Origin of the sequence: Algoriphagus sp. PAP.12 (assembly GCF_026652115.1) — a bacterium.
Classification (GTDB): Bacteria; Bacteroidota; Bacteroidia; order Cytophagales; family Cyclobacteriaceae; genus Algoriphagus.
On the sequence record NZ_JAPPSQ010000024.1, the window covers coordinates 21,416 to 40,643 of the forward strand.

At 40.8% G+C, this 19,228-nt stretch carries 15 protein-coding genes and 2 pseudogenes; 9 read left to right on the forward strand and 8 right to left on the reverse strand.

Annotation, left to right across the window (positions count from 1 at the left end):
* Window positions 1–73: 73 nt before the first annotated feature.
* The 5 genes and pseudogenes from O0V13_RS19560 to O0V13_RS19580 all read right to left on the reverse strand — a co-directional run.
* Window positions 74–394 (reverse strand): annotated as a pseudogene (locus O0V13_RS19560) (energy transducer TonB); the annotation flags it as partial.
* Between the two features lie 216 nt (window positions 395–610).
* Window positions 611–1,345 (reverse strand): annotated as a pseudogene (locus tag O0V13_RS21675) (M56 family metallopeptidase); the annotation flags it as partial.
* Entirely contained in the window at window positions 1,342–1,716 is a 375-nt protein-coding gene (locus O0V13_RS19570) for a BlaI/MecI/CopY family transcriptional regulator (protein ID WP_073569957.1), read from the reverse strand. The pseudogene O0V13_RS21675 and the gene O0V13_RS19570, both read right to left, overlap by 4 nt.
* A gap of 88 nt (window positions 1,717–1,804) precedes the next feature.
* Window positions 1,805–2,632, reverse strand: coding sequence for a DUF4249 family protein (locus O0V13_RS19575; protein WP_268036695.1), 828 nt, complete (start codon window positions 2,630–2,632; stop codon window positions 1,805–1,807).
* The gene (locus tag O0V13_RS19580; RefSeq protein ID WP_268036696.1) at window positions 2,632–5,031 is read right to left on the reverse strand and encodes a TonB-dependent receptor; all 2,400 of its coding nucleotides are present in this window, start codon (window positions 5,029–5,031) and stop codon (window positions 2,632–2,634) included. Before O0V13_RS19580 ends, O0V13_RS19575 begins: the two co-directional genes overlap by 1 nt.
* Window positions 5,032–5,175: 144 nt before the next feature.
* Between O0V13_RS19580 and O0V13_RS19585 the strand changes: the two genes are divergently transcribed.
* The 8 genes from O0V13_RS19585 (at window position 5,176) to O0V13_RS19620 (ending at window position 12,151) form a co-directional block, all read left to right on the forward strand.
* Window positions 5,176–6,141, forward strand: coding sequence for a vWA domain-containing protein (locus O0V13_RS19585; protein ID WP_268036697.1), 966 nt, complete (start codon window positions 5,176–5,178; stop codon window positions 6,139–6,141).
* Window positions 6,141–6,785 carry a hypothetical protein gene (locus O0V13_RS19590; RefSeq protein WP_268036698.1) on the forward strand — a complete coding sequence of 215 codons (645 nt, stop codon included), beginning with the start codon at window positions 6,141–6,143 and terminating at the stop codon, window positions 6,783–6,785. Before O0V13_RS19585 ends, O0V13_RS19590 begins: the two co-directional genes overlap by 1 nt.
* A 1-nt stretch (window position 6,786) precedes the next feature.
* Window positions 6,787–7,395 (forward strand): hypothetical protein, encoded by a 609-nt coding sequence (locus O0V13_RS19595; protein ID WP_268036699.1) that lies wholly within the window; start codon window positions 6,787–6,789, stop codon window positions 7,393–7,395.
* Between the two features lie 127 nt (window positions 7,396–7,522).
* Complete coding sequence (locus tag O0V13_RS19600; protein WP_268036701.1) at window positions 7,523–8,704, forward strand: acetyl-CoA C-acyltransferase; 1,182 nt, start codon at window positions 7,523–7,525, stop codon at window positions 8,702–8,704.
* A 48-nt stretch (window positions 8,705–8,752) separates the two neighbouring features.
* Window positions 8,753–9,841, forward strand: coding sequence for a toxin-antitoxin system YwqK family antitoxin (locus O0V13_RS19605; RefSeq protein ID WP_268036702.1), 1,089 nt, complete (start codon window positions 8,753–8,755; stop codon window positions 9,839–9,841).
* A 58-nt stretch (window positions 9,842–9,899) separates the two neighbouring features.
* Complete coding sequence (locus O0V13_RS19610) at window positions 9,900–10,841, forward strand: phosphoribosylaminoimidazolesuccinocarboxamide synthase (RefSeq protein ID WP_268036703.1); 942 nt, start codon at window positions 9,900–9,902, stop codon at window positions 10,839–10,841.
* 15 nt (window positions 10,842–10,856) lie between these two features.
* Window positions 10,857–11,237 carry an STAS domain-containing protein gene (locus tag O0V13_RS19615; protein WP_268036704.1) on the forward strand — a complete coding sequence of 127 codons (381 nt, stop codon included), beginning with the start codon at window positions 10,857–10,859 and terminating at the stop codon, window positions 11,235–11,237.
* The gene (locus tag O0V13_RS19620) at window positions 11,234–12,151 is read left to right on the forward strand and encodes a ribonuclease Z (protein ID WP_268036705.1); all 918 of its coding nucleotides are present in this window, start codon (window positions 11,234–11,236) and stop codon (window positions 12,149–12,151) included. Before O0V13_RS19615 ends, O0V13_RS19620 begins: the two co-directional genes overlap by 4 nt.
* Before the next feature lie 4 nt (window positions 12,152–12,155).
* Here O0V13_RS19620 and O0V13_RS19625 read toward each other — a convergent pair whose 3' ends face one another.
* The 3 genes from O0V13_RS19625 to O0V13_RS19635 are packed head-to-tail and all read right to left on the reverse strand — an operon-like array spanning window position 12,156 to window position 17,976.
* Entirely contained in the window at window positions 12,156–13,274 is a 1,119-nt protein-coding gene (locus O0V13_RS19625; protein ID WP_268036706.1) for an efflux RND transporter periplasmic adaptor subunit, read from the reverse strand.
* Between the two features lie 43 nt (window positions 13,275–13,317).
* Window positions 13,318–16,587, reverse strand: coding sequence for an efflux RND transporter permease subunit (locus tag O0V13_RS19630; protein WP_268036707.1), 3,270 nt, complete (start codon window positions 16,585–16,587; stop codon window positions 13,318–13,320).
* 9 nt (window positions 16,588–16,596) lie between these two features.
* Window positions 16,597–17,976: a TolC family protein gene (locus tag O0V13_RS19635; protein WP_268036708.1), complete on the reverse strand. Its 1,380-nt coding sequence runs from the start codon at window positions 17,974–17,976 to the stop codon at window positions 16,597–16,599.
* A 361-nt stretch (window positions 17,977–18,337) separates the two neighbouring features.
* Here O0V13_RS19635 and O0V13_RS19640 point away from each other — a divergent pair, with 361 nt between their 5' ends.
* Entirely contained in the window at window positions 18,338–19,129 is a 792-nt protein-coding gene (locus O0V13_RS19640) for a queuosine precursor transporter (protein WP_268036709.1), read from the forward strand.
* Window positions 19,130–19,228: the final 99 nt, after the last annotated feature.

Genomic DNA, 19,228 nt, shown 5'->3' on the forward strand with positions numbered 1-19,228 from the left:
TTTAGTTTTCAAAAAAGGGCAAAAAAAGACTCCCCTTTTACCGGGGAGTTTTTCAAATAATCACCCCTAGATTTTAGCTTAATTTAAATCGGATTGGAAGTCGCATTCTGGTTCTTACTTCTCGACCTCTTTGCTTACCTGGCTCCCAATTAGGAGCATTCTGAATTGCCCTAATCGCTTCCTCATCACAACCAGCACCTATTCCTCTTAGGATTTGTGGGTCTTCCAAAGATCCATCTGTATTGATCACAAAGACTACAATCACAGTTCCTTCTATCCCCATTTGTCTTGCTTGAGCTGGATAATTTAAGGTAGAGGCTAAGTACGAGTTCCAGCCTTCCATTCCCCCTGGAGGAACAGGTTGTGTTTCAACTACATCAAAAATTTCATCTGCTGAAATTTCAGTAACTCGACCATTCACAACACCTTTCAAATCAGTAGACCCATCTTCATTAATGACCTCCACGATTTGTTCAGGCTTGATTGGCTCATCCTCCAGATTCTGCTCACAGGCAAACACAAATACCATCAATGCCAGCATTGGCAGTACCAGCAGAAATCTACTCTTCTGCATCTCCGTTGATTTCGTTTTGTTCATCATCACAATTCGCTTTTTGGTTTGAAATTGGTTAAAAGAATTCATCAACTGCCAGCCTTGATCCTGAGCGATCAGCTTCACCAATAATCTTGAATAATCAATTTGTGAATAAGACTGAGTAACCCCTTGATCTGCTTGAAATTCATGGACCTCACGAAGGGATTTTTCAAAACTGTAGACCAATGGATTGAACCAGAAAACAGCTTTGCACAATTGAATCAAAATCAGGTCCCAAGTATGCTTTTTGGACACATGAATCGATTCATGAAGTAAAATCTGCTTCTGATCGGGGTCCTCAGGATCATACTTAGGCAAAAGAATATAATTGAAAAAAGAAGCTGGCTCAAAGCTAGGATGAACTGCCAGTTTCATCCCTTTGTAATCGTATTTTTCAACCAATTGCAATTGGAAAATCGGCTTGGCAAGTCCCAATGAAAATTTGACCAACCCCACCATCAGCCCTATTAAATAAACTCCTAAAAGTGCTTCCTGCCAAGTAAAACCCGACTGAGTTTCAACACCCTGCCCTACCTGAAATGTCGGCATGGTGTATTCCAACATGGCAGAATCAGGATTATTTAATTTGAAGGATAAAAACGGAAGAACAAGAACCATGGTCAATAGGCTCAATAAGACTGTTCTATTCCAATCAAAAAATGTTAGTCTTTCCAAAACAAGTTTAAAAAAGACCCAGCCTATCGCCAAGATCAAACTCCCTTCTAGGAGAAAATTGAAGAGGATTTTCATTTCTTACCTTTCTTTTCGTAGTCATCAATTAACTTTTGTAAGTCTTCCACTTCATCTTTGGAGATCTTTTTTTCTTTGACCATAAAAGAGAGGAAATTTCCGACAGAACCTTCAAAGAAATGCTTCACCATATGGTTGATGCTTGACTTTGAATACTCTTCCTGGCTCACTGTGGGAATGTACATGTGAGTCGTACCATAAACTTTATGAGTTAAATACCCCTTTTTCTCCAATAATCTAATCGTAGAAGCCAAAGTGGTATAAGGTGGCTTAGGCTCAGGCAATTCATCCAAAACATCTCTAACCAAAGCTTGTCCCTTTTTCCAAAACAAACGCATGACGCGTTCTTCCTGCTGCGATAATTCTTTCATAACCCTAATGTAAAATGAATTTTTTAAACTTCCTATTAAATTTTCGTAGATCTACTTCAAAAAAATAAGAAGAGTAATCAAACTCCTCTTATTCTCGTATCAAAACAGTCTCTGAAAGCACTGGACTCACCATGAAATATCCCAATACATCTCCTCCTCCTTGCTGGATTCGAATATTGGTATCTGGATTTTGGGGTGGCGGACTGAATAAACCTCCGTCATTATATAGAAGTCCGACTAGTTCGGTGAAATAGTTATAAACATCCCGATTCATCCGAAACAATTCCATTCTCACTCTATCTCCTTCATCAAAAGCATAACCAAGCTCCAATCCTTCCTCAAAGAACTTTAAGCCAAAAGTGTCATCGAATAACAAATAATCATCCCTGCTATTCTTCAAGGAATCATTTTCGATAACCCGTATTCGATAATAATTATCATCCTCAAAAGGGATTTTGCCGTAGGCTTTAATAAAATAACCCTCATCAAAAAAAAGACGCTCCTCTTTAAATTCATAAGTCAAACTATCCAAAATTGGCGGAGCCAGCATAGTCCCTGAAGAGACAAAATATTTATCCTGCCAAGCAACATGGAGCTCATAGGTTCTTCCTATTTCAGCAACCACTTGATTGTCTGAACTTTTATAGGACTCCGTCTCTGGATAATACGTCAATTTTTTAACCATATCCCTTTCTGGAGTCATCACAAATACTTCTGCGTCAGAAATAATCGGTCGGGCCGTAGTATCAAAATAGTTCTTGGCCAGGGTAATTTTCACTTCATTATAATAGTCCTTGTCAGTCCACACCCCTTCGATGACGGGAATTGCTTCATCTATGGTCGCCAAAGGCAAATCCACCTCCTCCTGACAGGAAAACAATGCAATCAATACTAAAAAGGAAAAGTATCTTTTCATCAAAACTGGAAATTATAGGTTATTGAAGGGAGGAATGTAAATAGATAAGTCATTACGATCCCCTGTTTGGTAGATGTGATAGGTCCATCGTCTGCACCGTATCGGAAATCATCATTATAAATCTCTCTAAACTCATAAGCAAATGGATTTTTTCTTCCATATAAATTGTAGACGCTAAAATTCCAGCTTCCTCTCCACTTTCTACCTTTATTTGGGTTCTTTAAAGTGACTGAGGCATCCATCCGATGATAATCTGGGAATCTATCTTGATTTCTATAGTTGGAATAAAGAGGCAATTCTTGATTATCCACTGGATAAGTGCCTATTGGAAAAGAAACTGCCTGCCCCGTACTATAAACAAATGTCACACCTGCAGACCACTTGGCATTAAATTCATGATTCAACACCAAGGTGACATCATGAGGCCTATCGTATCGGGGATTGTATTTTTGCCCTTCTGAAATCCCTTCAATCTGTCTCCAAGTTCTGGACCAGGTATATGCAAGCCAACCTGTCGTATTCCCTACATTTTTTCTCAATAAAGCTTCCACCCCATAAGCCCAGCCTTTTCCTGTTAAAATCTCCGTTTCTACCTGATCTGAAAACAATACCTGGGCCCCATTTCTTAAATCTATGATATTTCGAAGATCCTTGTAATAACTCTCTATGGAAAGCTCCCATCTGTTTTCATCAAAATTCTTAAACACCCCAACCGAGATCTGATCCGATCGGATCGGCGGAACGTATGTCCCTGCCAAAATCCATCTGTCTATCGGAAGGCCCGCAGAGCTGTTGGAAGCAATTTGAACATATTGGAAGTTGCGGTTATAGGCTGTTTTGATGGACAATTCCTCATTGATCAGATATCGAAAAGCAACCCTTGGTTCCAATCCCTGATAAAATTGCATGTTTTCAAATTTGCTGTATTGGATAGAATCAAGCACCTCAGCCTCTGGTGTAGGAATCCCACCTTCGTAGATGTAGTCTGTACCTGCCCCCACCTGATTGTACAGGCCCCATCTAAGACCTACCTCCGTACTCAGTTTGGGAGTAAAGTGATAGGTAGCTCCAGCGAAAACATTGTTCAACAATCCATTTTTAGAACTGGTAGTAATCGGTTCAAGACCACTATTCTCCAAGGGTAAAAGCTCTATCGGCGTAAATCGATACAATTGACTATGAAAACCCCAATAAGTCTGCATATTGGAGGTTTTAGAGAAAGTCCATTGGGCCTTCATTCCCGATTCAGAAAGTTTGTTTTTCCACTCAAATCCATTATCTGGATCGTTGATTTCTATCTTGTAATTGTAATTGGAATGATAGGCGTCTAAGTCAAAGAAAAGCTGATCGGAGATATTTCTGGACCACTTTGCAGCTGTCACCCAATTACTCCAGCCCAATCCAAATTCATCATTGACTCCCAGAAAGTCTCTTCCTTGATAGCTGGAAATGGTGATCTTATCTCTATCAGAAAGTCTAAAAGACAACTTTCCACTGATATCATGAAAATTCAATTGATTGTCACGAATGTCCTCATTTCCAAAAACCTTCAGAAAGACATCGGCATAGGTTCTTCTAGCAGAGATCACAAAAGTAGATTTATCGGAAAACAAAGGGCCATCTAATGTTACCCTGGAAGAAATAGTACCAATCCCTCCCTCTCCGTGAATTTGATCGGTATTGCCCTCTTTCAGAGAAACATCGATCAAAGAGGATAGCCTTCCGCCAAATGAAGCTGGCATATTTCCTTTGTACATCTCTACTTGATCTAGGGCATCTGGATTGAATACAGAGAAGAATCCAAAAAAGTGAGATGGATTATATACAGGTGCTCCATCAATCTGTACCAGATTTTGATCAGCCGATCCACCCCTGACAAACAAGCCAGTCGTTCCTTCTCCGGCCGTTTGCACCCCAGGTAAAAGCTGAAGACTTCGCAGCAAGTCCACTTCTCCGAATAAGGCTGGAATATTTTTGATCGTTTCTATGGGGACCCGAGCCTTTCCAGTCTCCAAATTTCTTACATTTTCATCGGGTCTTCGTTCCTGAATAATCACCTCCTGAAGTGACATTTCTTCAGGGTTCAAATAGAATTTCAAGTCTTTGTCCAAATCCTTTTGGGTGATATCCCGAATGGAGGTTTCATACCCTATGAATGAAATCACCAGCCTTGCCGGTAAATCCAAAACTGCGATAGAAAAAGTACCATCAGTTTGAGTGACAACACCTGATTGAGGATTTTTCTCCCAATAAACATTGGCCCCTGGAAGTGGTGAAGAGTTTTCAACATCCATCACAAGCCCCTTAAAAACTCCTTTTTCTTGTGCGAAAAGGTTTTGGAACAAAAGCGAAGAGAAAAGGAATAGAAAAGCAAAAAATGCCTTGGTAGAAAATCTCATGGATTGAAATTAGACCCTGTAATTTATAGCCTACACGTGATCTAAAAATTAATGTTTGTTAATTCTTTGAATAAGCTTTCTTTACAGGATGACCGTTGGTGATAATTTTCTTTTAAAGTAAGCTTTATTTTATAATTTCAAGCCATGATTTGGGCCTATCCTGATTACAAGTTAATAGCATTACTCAGCGGAGTTTTTATCCTCCTCTATCTCATATATTTATACCGTTATTGGTCGATCAATAGACGTCTGAAAGTTCAAAAAAGACGGCTTTTCACCAAAATGGTACTGAGAACCCTCTACTTTGTTTTATTCCTCATTGCCTTTGCAGGGCCTTCCATTGGTTCCTCAACTAAGGAAATCAAAGAAGAAGGAAAGGATATTTTTATCGCAGTAGACCTTTCACAGTCCATGAATGCCCAGGACATAGGCCCCAACAGACTTCAGCGTGTAAAGTTTGAATTGAAAAACCTGATCAAAAGCTTTCCATCTGATAGAATTGGATTGATCATTTTCTCTTCGGAGGCCTACATGCAATGTCCTTTGACCTTTGATCAAAATGTTCTTCAATTGTATATCGATGGCTTGAATACCGGCTTGGTACCCAATTCAGGAACTGATTTGAACGGACCATTGAGGATGGCTTTGGACAGATTTGAAAATGAAGAAAGCCAGGAAGTTACATCCAAATCCATCATTTTGATTTCTGATGGTGAAAATTTCGGAGATGATCTGGAAGAAATTGGATCTCGGCTTAATGATTTGGGAGTCAAAGTATTTTCATTGGGAATTGGTACGGATCAAGGAGCTACCATCCCAAGAGGAAATGGAGTCATCATTGATCCTGACACGGGAAAACCAGCTGAAACCTTTTTGGACCGAGCTCCGCTTCAGCAAATCGCTTCAGAAACCAATGGGCAATACTTTGAGATTTCAAACGAAGCTCAGGAATTGGGTGATTTGACTGCCGCTTTGGAAAGATTAGAAGGCGGAACTGTTGGAACTCGCCAAATCGAAACCTCCTCAAATAAGTACTTCTATTTTCTTTTAGCAGGATTGGTTTTATCTTTATTAGATATGATTTTACCCATCAAAACCATCAAATTGTAATGAGCTGGAGCAAAGTCATTCTTTCCGTACTTCTATTGATCCCAGCTTCTTGGACGCGAGATTCCAGAATGAATTCAGCCATTGATGTGGCAGCAGAAAGCTATGCCAATGGAGAATATGAGCAATCTATTCAGGATCATTTAGCCATCGTAGAACAATTTCAGGTTCAAAGTCCAGAGCTAGATTATGATTTAGGCCTTTCCTATCATTATGCAAAGCAAGATGATGAGGCAGCCACCTATTTTGACAAGGCTACTATCGCTCCAAACAAGGTTTTATCTTCTTTTGGTTTTAATCAGGGGGGCGTAATTCTAGGTAATAAAAAAGAATATGATGCTGCTTTAAGCAAATTCAAATCTGCCCTTATCCAAGATCCATTGAATGAGGTGGCCCGCCATAATTACGAGCTGTTAGCCAGATGGATGCAAAGAGATCAGGAGCGTCAAAATGAAGATCAAAACAAGCCTGAACCATCTGAATTTGCGAAGCGTAAAAAAGCAGAAGCTGATCGTCTGGTTGAACAATTTAGGTTCCAAGATGCGTTACAGGTAATGTCGGAGGCCCTTCAGCAGGATGAAACTGTCGCTGCTTATCAGGAATTTATCGGAAGCCTCCAGGAGATCACCGAAATAGACAAACAATAACATGAAATATTTATTCAGCCTTCTATTTATGCTTGCTGCCTGGACTGTTCAGGCTCAATCTGCTGGGGATTATTTCAACCGAGCAGCCCGCTCCTATGTTAAAACTGAAAAAGAGGATGCTCTGAAGACTGTCAACGACGGGCTCACCAAATATCCTCAGGATAATAAGCTAAAAGCTCTCAAAGAAAAACTGGAGCAAGAGCAGGAACAGGAGCAAAACCAAAATCAGCAGCAGCAAAACCAAGAAAATCAAGAGCAACAAAAACAGGATCAGGAAAATCAAAGCCAAGGTGAAGAGGGAGAACAACAAGACTCCAAAGATCAGGGTGAAAAAACTGAAGAGGATAAAGCTAAAGAATCCCAAGAAGGAAATCCTGAAGACCAAAGCCAAGATCCAGCAAGCGAAAATGCCAATGATCAAATGGACGCCAACCTAGCCGAAAAACAAAAGGCTATGGAAGAGTTCAAGGAAAAACTGAAAGCCATGAATTTGACGCCGGAACAAGCTGCTCAAATTCTAGAAAGCATGAATGCTGCAGAACTCAGGTACATTCAACAAAACAGAAAGAAGCCAACACAAAGACCAAAAAGAGGGATTCCTGATTGGTAAAATGTATGAAGTGGGGAGTTTGGAAATTGGAAGTTTGTCTTAAAATTAATCAATCCCACCTTGTTTTAAATACTTTGTACTTTGGTCATAGTACCATGTACATTCATATAAATAAACCCAAATTAACATGAGTAAAGAAGTATACATCGTTTCGGCTGTTAGAACCCCTTTGGGAAGTTTCGGAGGAAAACTCTCCGGTCTTACCGCAGTAGAGCTGGGAAGCGCTGCAATCAAAGGCGCTTTGGGTAAAGCGGGTGTAAAGGCCGATGCTGTCCAGGAGGTTTTCATGGGGAACGTGATTTCAGCCAATTTGGGACAAGCTCCTGCCAGACAGGCCGCAATCGGTGCTGGAATAGGCTATCAAGTTCCTTGTACCACTGTCAACAAAGTATGTGCTTCGGGCATGAAAGCTGTCATGTTTGGAGCTCAATCTATCATGCTAGGTATCAATGATGTTGTAGTTGCCGGAGGAATGGAAAGCATGTCCAATGTTCCTTTTTATGTCCCTAAAGCTCGATTCGGATACAAATACGGCAATGCAGAATTCGTCGATGGCTTAGTAAAAGACGGGTTATTCGAAGTTTACTATAAGTTCCCAATGGGAAACTGTGCTGATAATACTGCGAAGGAAATGAATATTTCCAGAGAGGAACAAGATGCTTATGCCATCCAATCCTATCAGCGTTCTGCTGACGCATGGGCAAAGGGAAATTTCAAAGAGGAAGTAGTTCCCGTGGAGATGAAAGGTCGCAAAGGAGAAACCATTGTGATCGATGAGGATGAGGAATACAAGAATGTAATGTTTGAGAAAATCCCATCTCTTCGTCCCGTTTTCGATAAAGAAGGAACCGTAACCGCGGCGAATGCATCTACCATGAATGACGGTGCTTCCGCATTGGTTTTGGTAAGCAAAGAAAAATTGGATGAGTTGGGTTTAAAACCTTTGGCGAAAATCCGAGGATTTGCTGACGCAGCGACTGATCCGCTTTGGTTTACCACGGCTCCTGCCCTAGCCATCCCAAAGGCGATCAAACATGCAGGAATTACAGCTGATGATGTAGATTTCTATGAAATCAATGAGGCCTTTTCCGCAGTAGCTTTGGCTAATCAAAAAGAATTAAATCTAGATCCGGAAAAACTGAACGTCTATGGTGGAGCCGTTTCTTTGGGGCACCCACTAGGTGCCTCTGGAGCCCGAATCATTGCAACCTTAAATTCTGTCCTTCATCAGGAGTCTGGATCCATTGGGGTAGCAGGAATCTGTAATGGAGGTGGCGGAGCCTCTGCTATGGTTATAGAAAAAGTCTGATAAAGCTATTATCTTGATCTGCGGTGAAACCCACCGCGGATCCATTTTATGAAACAAACCCTACTTTTTGCTTCCTTCATGCTAGCGGCATTTTTCTCTAATGCCCAAGACACCATCAGAACCTATTATGATGAGGAAGAAACTCTTATCAAAGAGTTGTATTTCCGAGTAAATGGATTGGCAGAGGGTGAAATCAAACGATTCGATGAAGAGGGTAATTTGATACAAATTGGTCATTTGAAAAATGATCAGCGCAATGGAGTCTTTTTAGATCTAGATCCCAAAACTGGAGATACACTAAGAATCACCAACTTTTTAAATAATAACAGGCAAGGCTTTAGCAAAAGTTATTTCGCTGGAGGAAATCTTCAGCAAGAGCTTTATTTCGACCAAAATAAAATTGAAGGAAAAGTCAGTACTTATTTCCCATCAGGTCAAATACAGGACATTACTGAATTTCATAATGATAGGCCAAATGGTCCCAGTGAGTCCTATTATGAAAATGGAAAACTTGAATTCCGTGGTGTATTCCAAGATGGAGAATATGAGGGGCTACAAGAAGAGTTTAATGAAGACGGGCAATTAGTCAGATCTGCCAACTACTCCAAAGGATCTCTTGACGGTATTGAAAAAACATATTTCCCAAACGGATCTCTCCAATCCTCAATTGGATATAAAAAAGGACTTTTGGATGGAGAATACATTTCAAATTTCGAGGGAGAAAAACCCCAACGGAGAGGTCTGTATAAAAATGGACTTGCAGAAGCAGAGCAATTGGAATACTTCGAAGATGGAAGCATTCGATCCAAAATCACCTACAAAAAAGGAATTCCTATCACCCCACTTCTTACTTATTACAATGATGGAACTCTCGCTTTCAAACGTGAGTTTGTTCCCAAAAGTAATTTTCCATTGACCGAGACTACCTTTTTCAGAAATGGACAGGTAAATTTGATTGTCAATTATGAAGATGGAGAGGCTGAGGGTGAAGTAAAGGTCTATCGTGAGGATGGTACCTTATCGGAAATCAGAAACTTTTCAGCTGGAAAACTCCATGGAAAAAGGGAGTTTTATGACGAGTCAGAAAAGTTGATAAAGACTGAATTTTACGAGAAAGGAAAGTTAAACGACAAATAATCTACTTTAGAAAAGCATTAAGGAAAAGCTTTTTCTATTTTTGCCAAAAATCAAAAGCATGAGTCAAGCGATCAAAGAAACACACTTTTCTTTCCCTGGTCAGCAGGGGTTCTACAAAGGAAAGGTTCGAGATGTATATATTTTTGAAAAAGAGCTGGTTGTAGTCGCTTCTGACAGAATATCGGCTTTCGATGTGGTTTTACCACGTCCCATCCCTTTCAAAGGACAGGTTTTGAATCAGATTGCTTCCAAGTTTTTGGCAGCAACTTCAGACATCGTCCCAAACTGGGTAAGTGCTACTCCTGATCCGAACGTAACGATCGGAAAGAGATGTGAGCCTTTCAAAGTAGAGATGGTAATCAGAGGCTATATGTCTGGACATGCCGCCAGAGAATACAAAGCTGGAAAACGATTGCTTTGTGGAGTTCCAATGCCAGAGGGAATGAAAGAAAATGACGCTTTCCCAACTCCTATCATCACTCCTACTACCAAAGCAATGGATGGTGCACATGATGAAGATATTTCCAGAGAAGATATCCTAGCCAAAGGAATTGTTACTCCTGAAGACTATGCTGTTTTAGAAAAATATACGAGAGCACTTTTCCAAAGAGGACAGGAAATGGCTCAAGAAATGGGATTGATATTGGTTGACACCAAGTATGAATTTGGTAAGTTTGGAGACGAGATTTATCTGATCGATGAGATTCATACTCCAGATTCTTCCCGATATTTCTATGCAGATGGCTATGAAGAAAATCAGGCTCAGGGATTGCCTCAAAAACAACTTTCTAAAGAGTTTGTAAGACAATGGTTGATCGCCAATGGATTCCAGGGAAAAGAAGGACAGACAGTGCCTGAAATGTCTGATGAAATTGTAGAAAGTATCTCAGATCGCTATATTGAGCTCTTCGAAAAGATCACCGGAGAAAAATTCCAAAAAGCAGCAACAGACCAATTGGAAAACAGAATTGAACAGGCAGTTCTTTCTTACCTTTCCTAAAAACCAACACAGACTATGAAATACAGTATCGATAAAAAAGAACAATACGTAATATTCACTCCATTGGAGGATAAACTGGATTCTCTATTGGCTCCAGTGCTGAAATCAGAATTGTTAACCGTTCATGCCGAAGGGTATGAAAACTTGGTTTTGGATTTGAGTGAAGTAAAATACGTGGATTCCAGCGGATTGAGTGCCCTTTTGGTTGGAGATCGTGAGTTTGGTAAAAACGGTGGGATCTTCTTGATTTCAGGTGTACAGGATCACGTGATGAAATTGTTGAAAATCTCCATGTTGGACAAAAAACTCAACTTGGTCAACTCTCTGGAAGAAGCTTCTGAAGCTATCTTCATCCACGCAATCGAAAACGGAGCTGAAGAAGAAGAGGAAGATTGATTAGAGATTTTGAAGTAACCGTACTCGGAAACACCTCTTCCATCCCAGCGCATGGGAGAAATCATACTTCGCAGGTGATCCGAATAGGTCAGGATTTAGTACTTCTGGACTGTGGAGAAGGAACGCAAATTCAACTCCGCAGATTCAAAGTCAAAGTCTCTAAAATCTCCCATATTTTCATTTCGCATTTACACGGGGACCATTACCTGGGACTGGTTGGATTGCTTTCGAGCTATAACTTGTCCCGGCGTAAAAGTCCCCTTTTTTTATACGGTCCTCCCGGATTAGATGATATAATCACCACCCATTTTAGACATAGTCATACCGAATTAACCTATTCTCTTCATTTTACTGCGACTGATCCAAGCGGTATGAATCAATTGGTAGATCATCCTAATTTTAAGGTTTTTAGCTTTCCTTTGCTTCACAGGCTACCGACGACTGGTTTTCTGATTAGGGAAAAACAAGGATATAGAAACCTGATCAAGGAAAAACTCCAAAAGCAAAAACTTCCATTGGAAGCCATTCATTCATTGAGAAAAGGAGTGGATTATGTAGGGGCTGATGGATCCTTTTATTCAGTTCGAGAATATTGTTATCCTGCTCCTCCTCTAAGATCGTACGCTTATTGCTCGGATACCATTTACCATCCTGAGATCATCCAATATTTCCAAAATGTAGATTTACTCTATCATGAGTCCACCTTTGTGGAAGCTGATAGCGCACGTGCAGCAGTAACTTTCCACAGTACGGCTAAGCAAGCAGCAGACATAGCAATGCAATCAGGGGCTAAAAAGTTGTTATTGGGACACTTTTCCTCCAGGTATGGAAATTTGGAACCTCTATTAGAAGAGGCCCAAAGTGTTTTCCCAGAAAGTATCTTAAGTGTGGAAGGCGACACCTACCAGATTTAAAATCCTATTCAGCAAGTTTGACATTCAAAGAAGACTGATTTCTGATCTCCTCACTTGGATGAATCAAAATCGTATCTCCAGCGGCAATCTTTCCAAAAATCTCTATTTGATCCAGACTTTTCTTCCCCAAAGAAACATCGATCCAATCTGCTTTATCTCCAGACTTTTTGATCACATAAGTCCCAGTAGTTGAATACAAAACTGAAGCAGCAGGAATCACTAAGGACTTTTCGCCCGATTCAATCGGTAAAGTAACTTCAGCGACCATTCCCGGTAAGAAAAGACCCTCAGGATTAGGAACATCCATTTCTATATATTCAGCTCGAAGCCTGTCATCCAAAGCACCGGCTTTTCTGGAAATCTTGGCAGCAAATTCTTTTCCCGGAAGGGATTGGACAGTGAAGGTCGCCAAATCCTCACTTTTCAAATTTGCAGCATACAATTCAGGGACTTTCACCACTAGTCGCAGCAAGCCCAATTCCTTAAGTGTAAAAATCGGAAACTCAGATCCTTTGCCAGAAGGTCCAACATATGCTCCCAAGCTAACATTTCTCTCAGTAATCACCCCGGCAAAAGGTGCCCTAATCTCCAAATAGCCCTTGGTATCCATGATTTCTTTAAAAGCAGCTTTGGCCGATTCCCAATTAGCCAAATCCGATTCTTGTTTGGCAAATGCCATTTCCAAGTCATTTTCACTGACTGTTCCAGGAGTTTCACTGGTTCGCTTCAATCGTTCATAACTGGCTTTGCTAGCCAAATAAATTGCCTCAAAAGATTTTAAGCGAGATTCAGCGCCAGCTAATCTGCTGCTGATTTCAGGAGCTTCCAGTGTAGCCAACAATTCTCCTTTTTTGACTTGAGAACCAACATCTACCCGAAGCTTCTCAACAAAGCTACTGACCTTGGCATACAGGTCCACCTCTTGGTAGGCAATCAATTCTCCAGGAATCCTGAAATCTGTCTCAAGAGTTTCATTTCCTATGATCATTCCCGCTTGGGTAATCTCCTCTGAAGATGTATTTCCTTCAGAATGAACCTCTTCTGATTTGGTTTCACAGCCCCAAATCAAAGCTGCAGCTATACAGGGCATCCATATTTTTTTGGACATAATCACAGAATTCATAGAAAGGATTGTTGAATGAAAAGAATACATAGCTGGTCGAATTTTAGGAATGTGCATGGGAATGAGGTACATAGTGTATACTTTCTTCGTCCTCAGGATCCAAAGACACACTTTGAGTACTTGTCTTCCCTTGCGCCCATGAAAATGTCAAAGGAAGAATAAATAATGCTGCAATGGTAGAGGCTGCAAGTCCCCCGACGACTGCCCTACCCAATGGAGAGGTCTGATCTCCGGCTTCTCCAAAACCGATGGCCATGGGAATCATCCCTACAATCATCGCCAAAGCAGTCATCACGATCGGTCTCATCCGAAGGGAAGCTGCTTCTTTGGCAGAAAGCAGAGCGTTGCCATTTCTGATTCTAAGTTCTTCGGCATTGGTGATCAACAGAACAGCATTGGAAATAGACACTCCAACTGACATAATAATCCCCATGTAAGATTGAAGGTTCAAGGTAGATCCTACCGAAACCAACAAAACAAGGGATCCCAATAACACGGCGGGAACTGTTACAAGGACTACTCCTGAGACTTTGAAAGATTGGAAATTAGCTGCAAGCATCAGGAAAATCACAATAATTGCCACCAACAAACCACTTTCCAGACTTGCCAGGGTTTCTATCAAAGTCGAGCTCATCCCGATCAAATCCACACTCAATCCTCTTGGCAATTCACCCAGATCTGCAATGGCTTTATCCACTTGGGCTGCAGCAGTGGCCAAATCCACTCCATGAAGATTGGCTGTAACAGTCAACATAGGCATGGTACCCAGGTTATTGATCTCCCCTTCAGTGACTCCCTCTTCAAAAGTGGCTATGTCACTCAAAATGGGACGAGCTTGATTTCTGACCAAAGGAATTTCTCCCAATTCATGAAGGCTATTCATGGTTCCTTCTGGCACCTGAATTTGTACACTATAGGTATTCCCAATTTTTTGATCAATCCAGGTATTTTTCTCCACCAATCGAGAGGATGAAATGGATGCGATCAGTGACCTAGAAACATTTTGTACATCGATTCCCAAACGTGCCGCCTTCTGTCGGTCGATATTGATATTGATCGTCGGATAATTCACCGACTGACCCAACTGTACATCCCGAAGAATTGGTAACTCTTTCAATCGGTCAATCAGTTTTTGGGCATATTCTCGGTTGTTCTCCTTATTTCTACCAGAAAGCCTTACTTCAATCGGAGTTGGAGATCCTTGACTTAAAATTTTGTCAGTCAATTCTATTGGCTCAAAAGAAAGACGCATTTGGGGATTAATTTCTTTGGCTTTAGCACGAATCTGATCTTTCAACTCATCCAGATCAAAATCCACTTCACCTTCCATGGCAACCATCATAGCCGCTTCATGAGGACCTTGCATCCACAGGAATACCGGGTTGATTGAATAAGTCTGGGGATGCAAACCGATGTAAGTGGAAGAAACTACTTTCACATCGTCTCCCACCAATTCCTGAATCCCATCCAATAATTTGATGGTTACCAATTCGGTTTTTTCCATTCGGGTTCCATCCGGCAATCTCATTCTCAACTGAAATTGGCTCCCATCCACTTTGGGCAGTACATCTCTTCCGATTCCAGCTACCAAAAGCCCTACTAAAAGAATACTCACTACCAAGTAGCTACTGACGATAGGCTTTTTATAAGGTATCATTTTATCCAAAGTGGATAGATATCGCTGCCTCATTTTTTCAAACATATCAATCTTTCCATCTTGATTGATATCCTCACGAGTTGCCATTTCTTCTTTCTGACGCCAGGTTTCCTCTTCCTCCTCCTCTAGAGTTGGAGGTTCGGAAGTGATGCTATTCTTTTTCTCTTCAGGATGATGATGGGTTTTCATGATCCAGTTTGCCAGAACCGGAACGAATGTCTGAGAAAGAAAGTAAGATGCCACCATACTGAATCCAATTGCCAAAGCCAAAGGCAAAAACAAAGAACCCGGAATCCCCCCCATACTGAAGGCTGGGGCAAAAACAGCCAAAATACAGAGTAAGATCAATAGCTTTGGAAAAGCGATCTCCTTACAGGCATGCCATATAGCCAAAGCTTTGGGCTTGCCCATATCAAAATGTTGGTGGATATTTTCTATTGTCACCGTACTCTCATCCACCAGAATTCCAATAGCCAAAGCCAATCCGCTCAAGGTCATGATATTGATGGTCTGACCAAAAAGATTGAGGAACAGCACTGAAATAATGATAGAGGTAGGAATTGTTAAAATCACAATCAATGCGCCTCTCACATCACCCAGGAAAAGGAATACCATCAAGCCGGTTAAAATGGCACCGATAATCCCTTCGTGGACCAAACTTTCAACTGAGTTGACCACATATTGTGACTGGTCAAATTCCAAAGTCAATTTGACATCCTCTGGAAGTTGCTCCTGGATACCCGGAATATTCTTCTTCAGATTTTGAAGAACATCCCAAGTAGAAGCATCGGCACTTTTTGCGATGTTCAGGTAGGCAGATCTTCTCCCATTTACCAAAGCGTAACCGGTCACGATATCTGCTCCGTCTTCTACTTTGGCTACATCCTTCATATACAAGTTATGGACGTCACCATCTTTGAAAAGAGGGATATTTTCAAAATCCTCCACCTTTTCTAAAATGGTATTGGAAGGCGTAATATAATTTTTATCCCCAATCCTGATATTTCCCGAAGGTGTGGTGATATTATTGACCCGCATAGCCTCTACCAACTGATCCGGAGATAGGTTGTATTCCCTCAGCTTCTTGGGATCCACACTGATCACCACTGTACGGCTACTACCTCCATTTGGTGGAGAAGAAACCAAGCCCGGAATGGAAGTAAATGTAGATCGAACATAAATGTTTGCGATATCCAGCAACTCATTGTTTGTTCTTCTATCACTACTCAAAACCAATTGAGCCACCGGTAAGGTCGACGCATCAAACCTGATGATAAAAGGTGGATTGGAACCGGGAGGAAAAACTACCTGAATCCTATTAGAAAAGGCTGAAACTTCTGCAGCGGCCTGAGCCATATCTGTTCCAGGATAAAACTCAATTTTCATCAACATCAAGCCCTGGATATTCTTGGTCGTGATTTGTTTGATCCCGTTGACAAACAAGAAAATATTCACATAAGGCTTCGCATAAAAAGCCTCCATTTGTTCTGGCATGTATCCCCCATGTGGGTGTGAAACATATAGAACCGGCAAATCCAATTGGGGAAAGATGTCAATTTTAATAGAGTTGACAGCTTTTATTCCAAAGAACAGCAAACCCAAAACTAGTACTAGAATGGTGATGGGTTTCCGTAATGCAAATCGTATTAATTCCATGAAAGGAGGTTAAAGTTCGTTTTCGAAAATGTCAAAATCACCCACTGCAGCGGATTGGTAAAGCAGTGCCTGCCAAACATTATTCTGTGCAATCGCCTGGTCAGTTTCCGCCCTGATCAGTAAATACAAGGCCTGGGTTACATTGACTAAATCAGATAATCCGTTTTCATACATGACTACTTGGCGCTGGTATGCCTCAGTGGCTGCTTTCACCTGTATGGGAGCTTCCAAGGCATTGGAAATGGCATTTTCCATTTTGGTCTTTGCCAAACTCGCATTTTGACTTAATTCCAAATAAGCCTGATCATACTCTTTCTGGAGCCCTAAAACCACTTCTTTTTGTGCTGAAGTTTGCTTAGATATTCTGAGCAAATCAGTCAGGTTCCAGGTCAAGCCAAACCCAAAAAGGTAATTGGAACGAGTAGGTTTGACACCTTGTAAATAGTCGTGAGAGTAATCAGTAGGGTCTTGATTATAATTACTTCCAAAGCCAGATGCTCTTGATTGAAATACTCCCACAAGTGTCAATGCCGGATATTTTAGCGTGCTGGTATAAGCTCTTTGTTGATCTGCGGTGATAATTCTTTGCTGTCTCCAGGCCAAGTTAGGGTGACTAGACAGCGTTTCTCGGGTATCAACAACCCTAGGAAACTGGGAAACAAATAAGGTATCAGGAACAAATTCCCCAATGGCTGTTCCAGTAAGAATGGTCAATAAATTCTGGGCTTCCTGCTCTCTATTAAGTGCATTGGTCCAGGCTATTTTTGCATTGGAAAGCTCGGCATCTGCCTGAGATGAATCAGCACCGGGAATCAAGCCATTTCTAGCTCGGGTCTTCACTATTTGCTGGAAGGTTTCTGCCCTTTCTAGGTTTTTCTCAAATGACTCAGTTAACTGATGGGCCGCCAACAGATTTAAATAGGCGCTGGCAACTTTTACTTTATGCTGGAAAATTTCTTGCTGCAAATCTCCTTCGCTCTCAATTGCTCTGGCGTTTGCTAGGGCAATCTTTCGATTGCTCCTTCCAAAGGCAAAAACATTCCAGTTTACATTGGCTAGGTACAAAGCTCCAAAAGTGGCTTCCCAGGTCTGGGTATCGCGTGGTAAACCTGAAGATGCTGCATTGAGTCCAAAACCATACATGGGACCGAGCTGACCATTAACAGTACCATAGGTTTGCTGAGCACCCAGGTTAAAATTGGGTAAGTAATCTCTTCTGGCCTGATCTGAAAGTAATTGAAATGATTGGGCGTAGTGTTCCTTGGAAGTAATGGATCCGTAATTGGAAACTGCCAAACTTAAAGCCTCTTGAAGGGTTAGGGTTTCTTGGGCCTGAAGGCCCCTCCCCATCAATCCAGAGGCAATAAGTACTAAAAGAAGTTTTCGCATAAACCTAAACTGAATAACAAATATGGTCTTCCATCTGAGCTTCCTCATTGGAGAAATAAGTAGATAGAAAAAGGTCAGTTTGGGTTGTAGGGTTTTAAAGAGTAGAATGAAAAATCTAAATGGTAAGCTTTTACATTCACATGCATATTACTTCATTAGGTTGATCATTTCCTATGTATATACATGATAGTCGTATACTTGTTATTAATGGAAAATGACTTACAGGAAAGAAAATTAGCGCTATAGATCTAATTCCCTCCAAAGAATTACCAAGTAAATATCCATTTAACTGGGTTATTTTTAATTGCAAAAATTAAACAATCCTCTACTTTTTCATCTTTTATAGTCTATTTTCGAACTTATGAACCAAAGTCAGCAAGCCAAAAAAACGAATCTTTTCCTTGTTCTAGGATCCATCTTTTTGACCAATGCGATCTTAGCCGAAATTATTGGGGTGAAAATCTTTTCTGCTGAAAAAACCTTGGGTTTCGATCCGGCCAACATCAATATCTTAGGTGACTACGTCCTGGATTTCAATTTAACTGCTGGAGCAGTAATTTGGCCTATTGTGTTTATCACTACAGATATCATCAATGAGTATTTTGGAAAAAAAGGAGTCCGTAAAATCAGTTTTATCACGGCCGGATTGATCGCCTATGTATTTTTAGTGATTGGTGTTGTAACCGTTTTAACTCCGGCAGACTTTTGGTTGGATGTGAATTCTCAAGGTCCCGACGGCAGCCCTTTCGACATTAGTTTTGCATTCAATACCATATTTAGACAAGGTCTGGGCATTATCATTGGATCTTTGACAGCTTTTCTTTTAGGTCAGTTGATTGATGTCTATGTTTTTCAAAAACTCAGATCCCTCACTGGAGCCAAAATGATCTGGTTAAGAGCTACTGGTTCCACATTGGTTTCCCAGTTTATTGATTCATTTGTGGTTTTGGGGATCGCCTTTTATGTTTTTGGCAATTGGGATTTGAGCCAAATCATCGCAGTTGGAATCATCAATTACATCTATAAGTTTACTGTAGCCATCCTACTTACTCCACTCCTTTATGTAGGTCATGGGATCATTGATAATTATCTAGGAAAAGAATTGGCAGAGGAAATGATTGAGGAGGCTTCAGATAATGAAGCTTTTCAATGATCTGAAAAGAGGGTGTGGACTGATGTCGAAAGACGAAAAAAATGAGAAGTTAATAAAGTGAAGATTCCAGATTTCTGAAAGAATTTCCAATTAATCAAT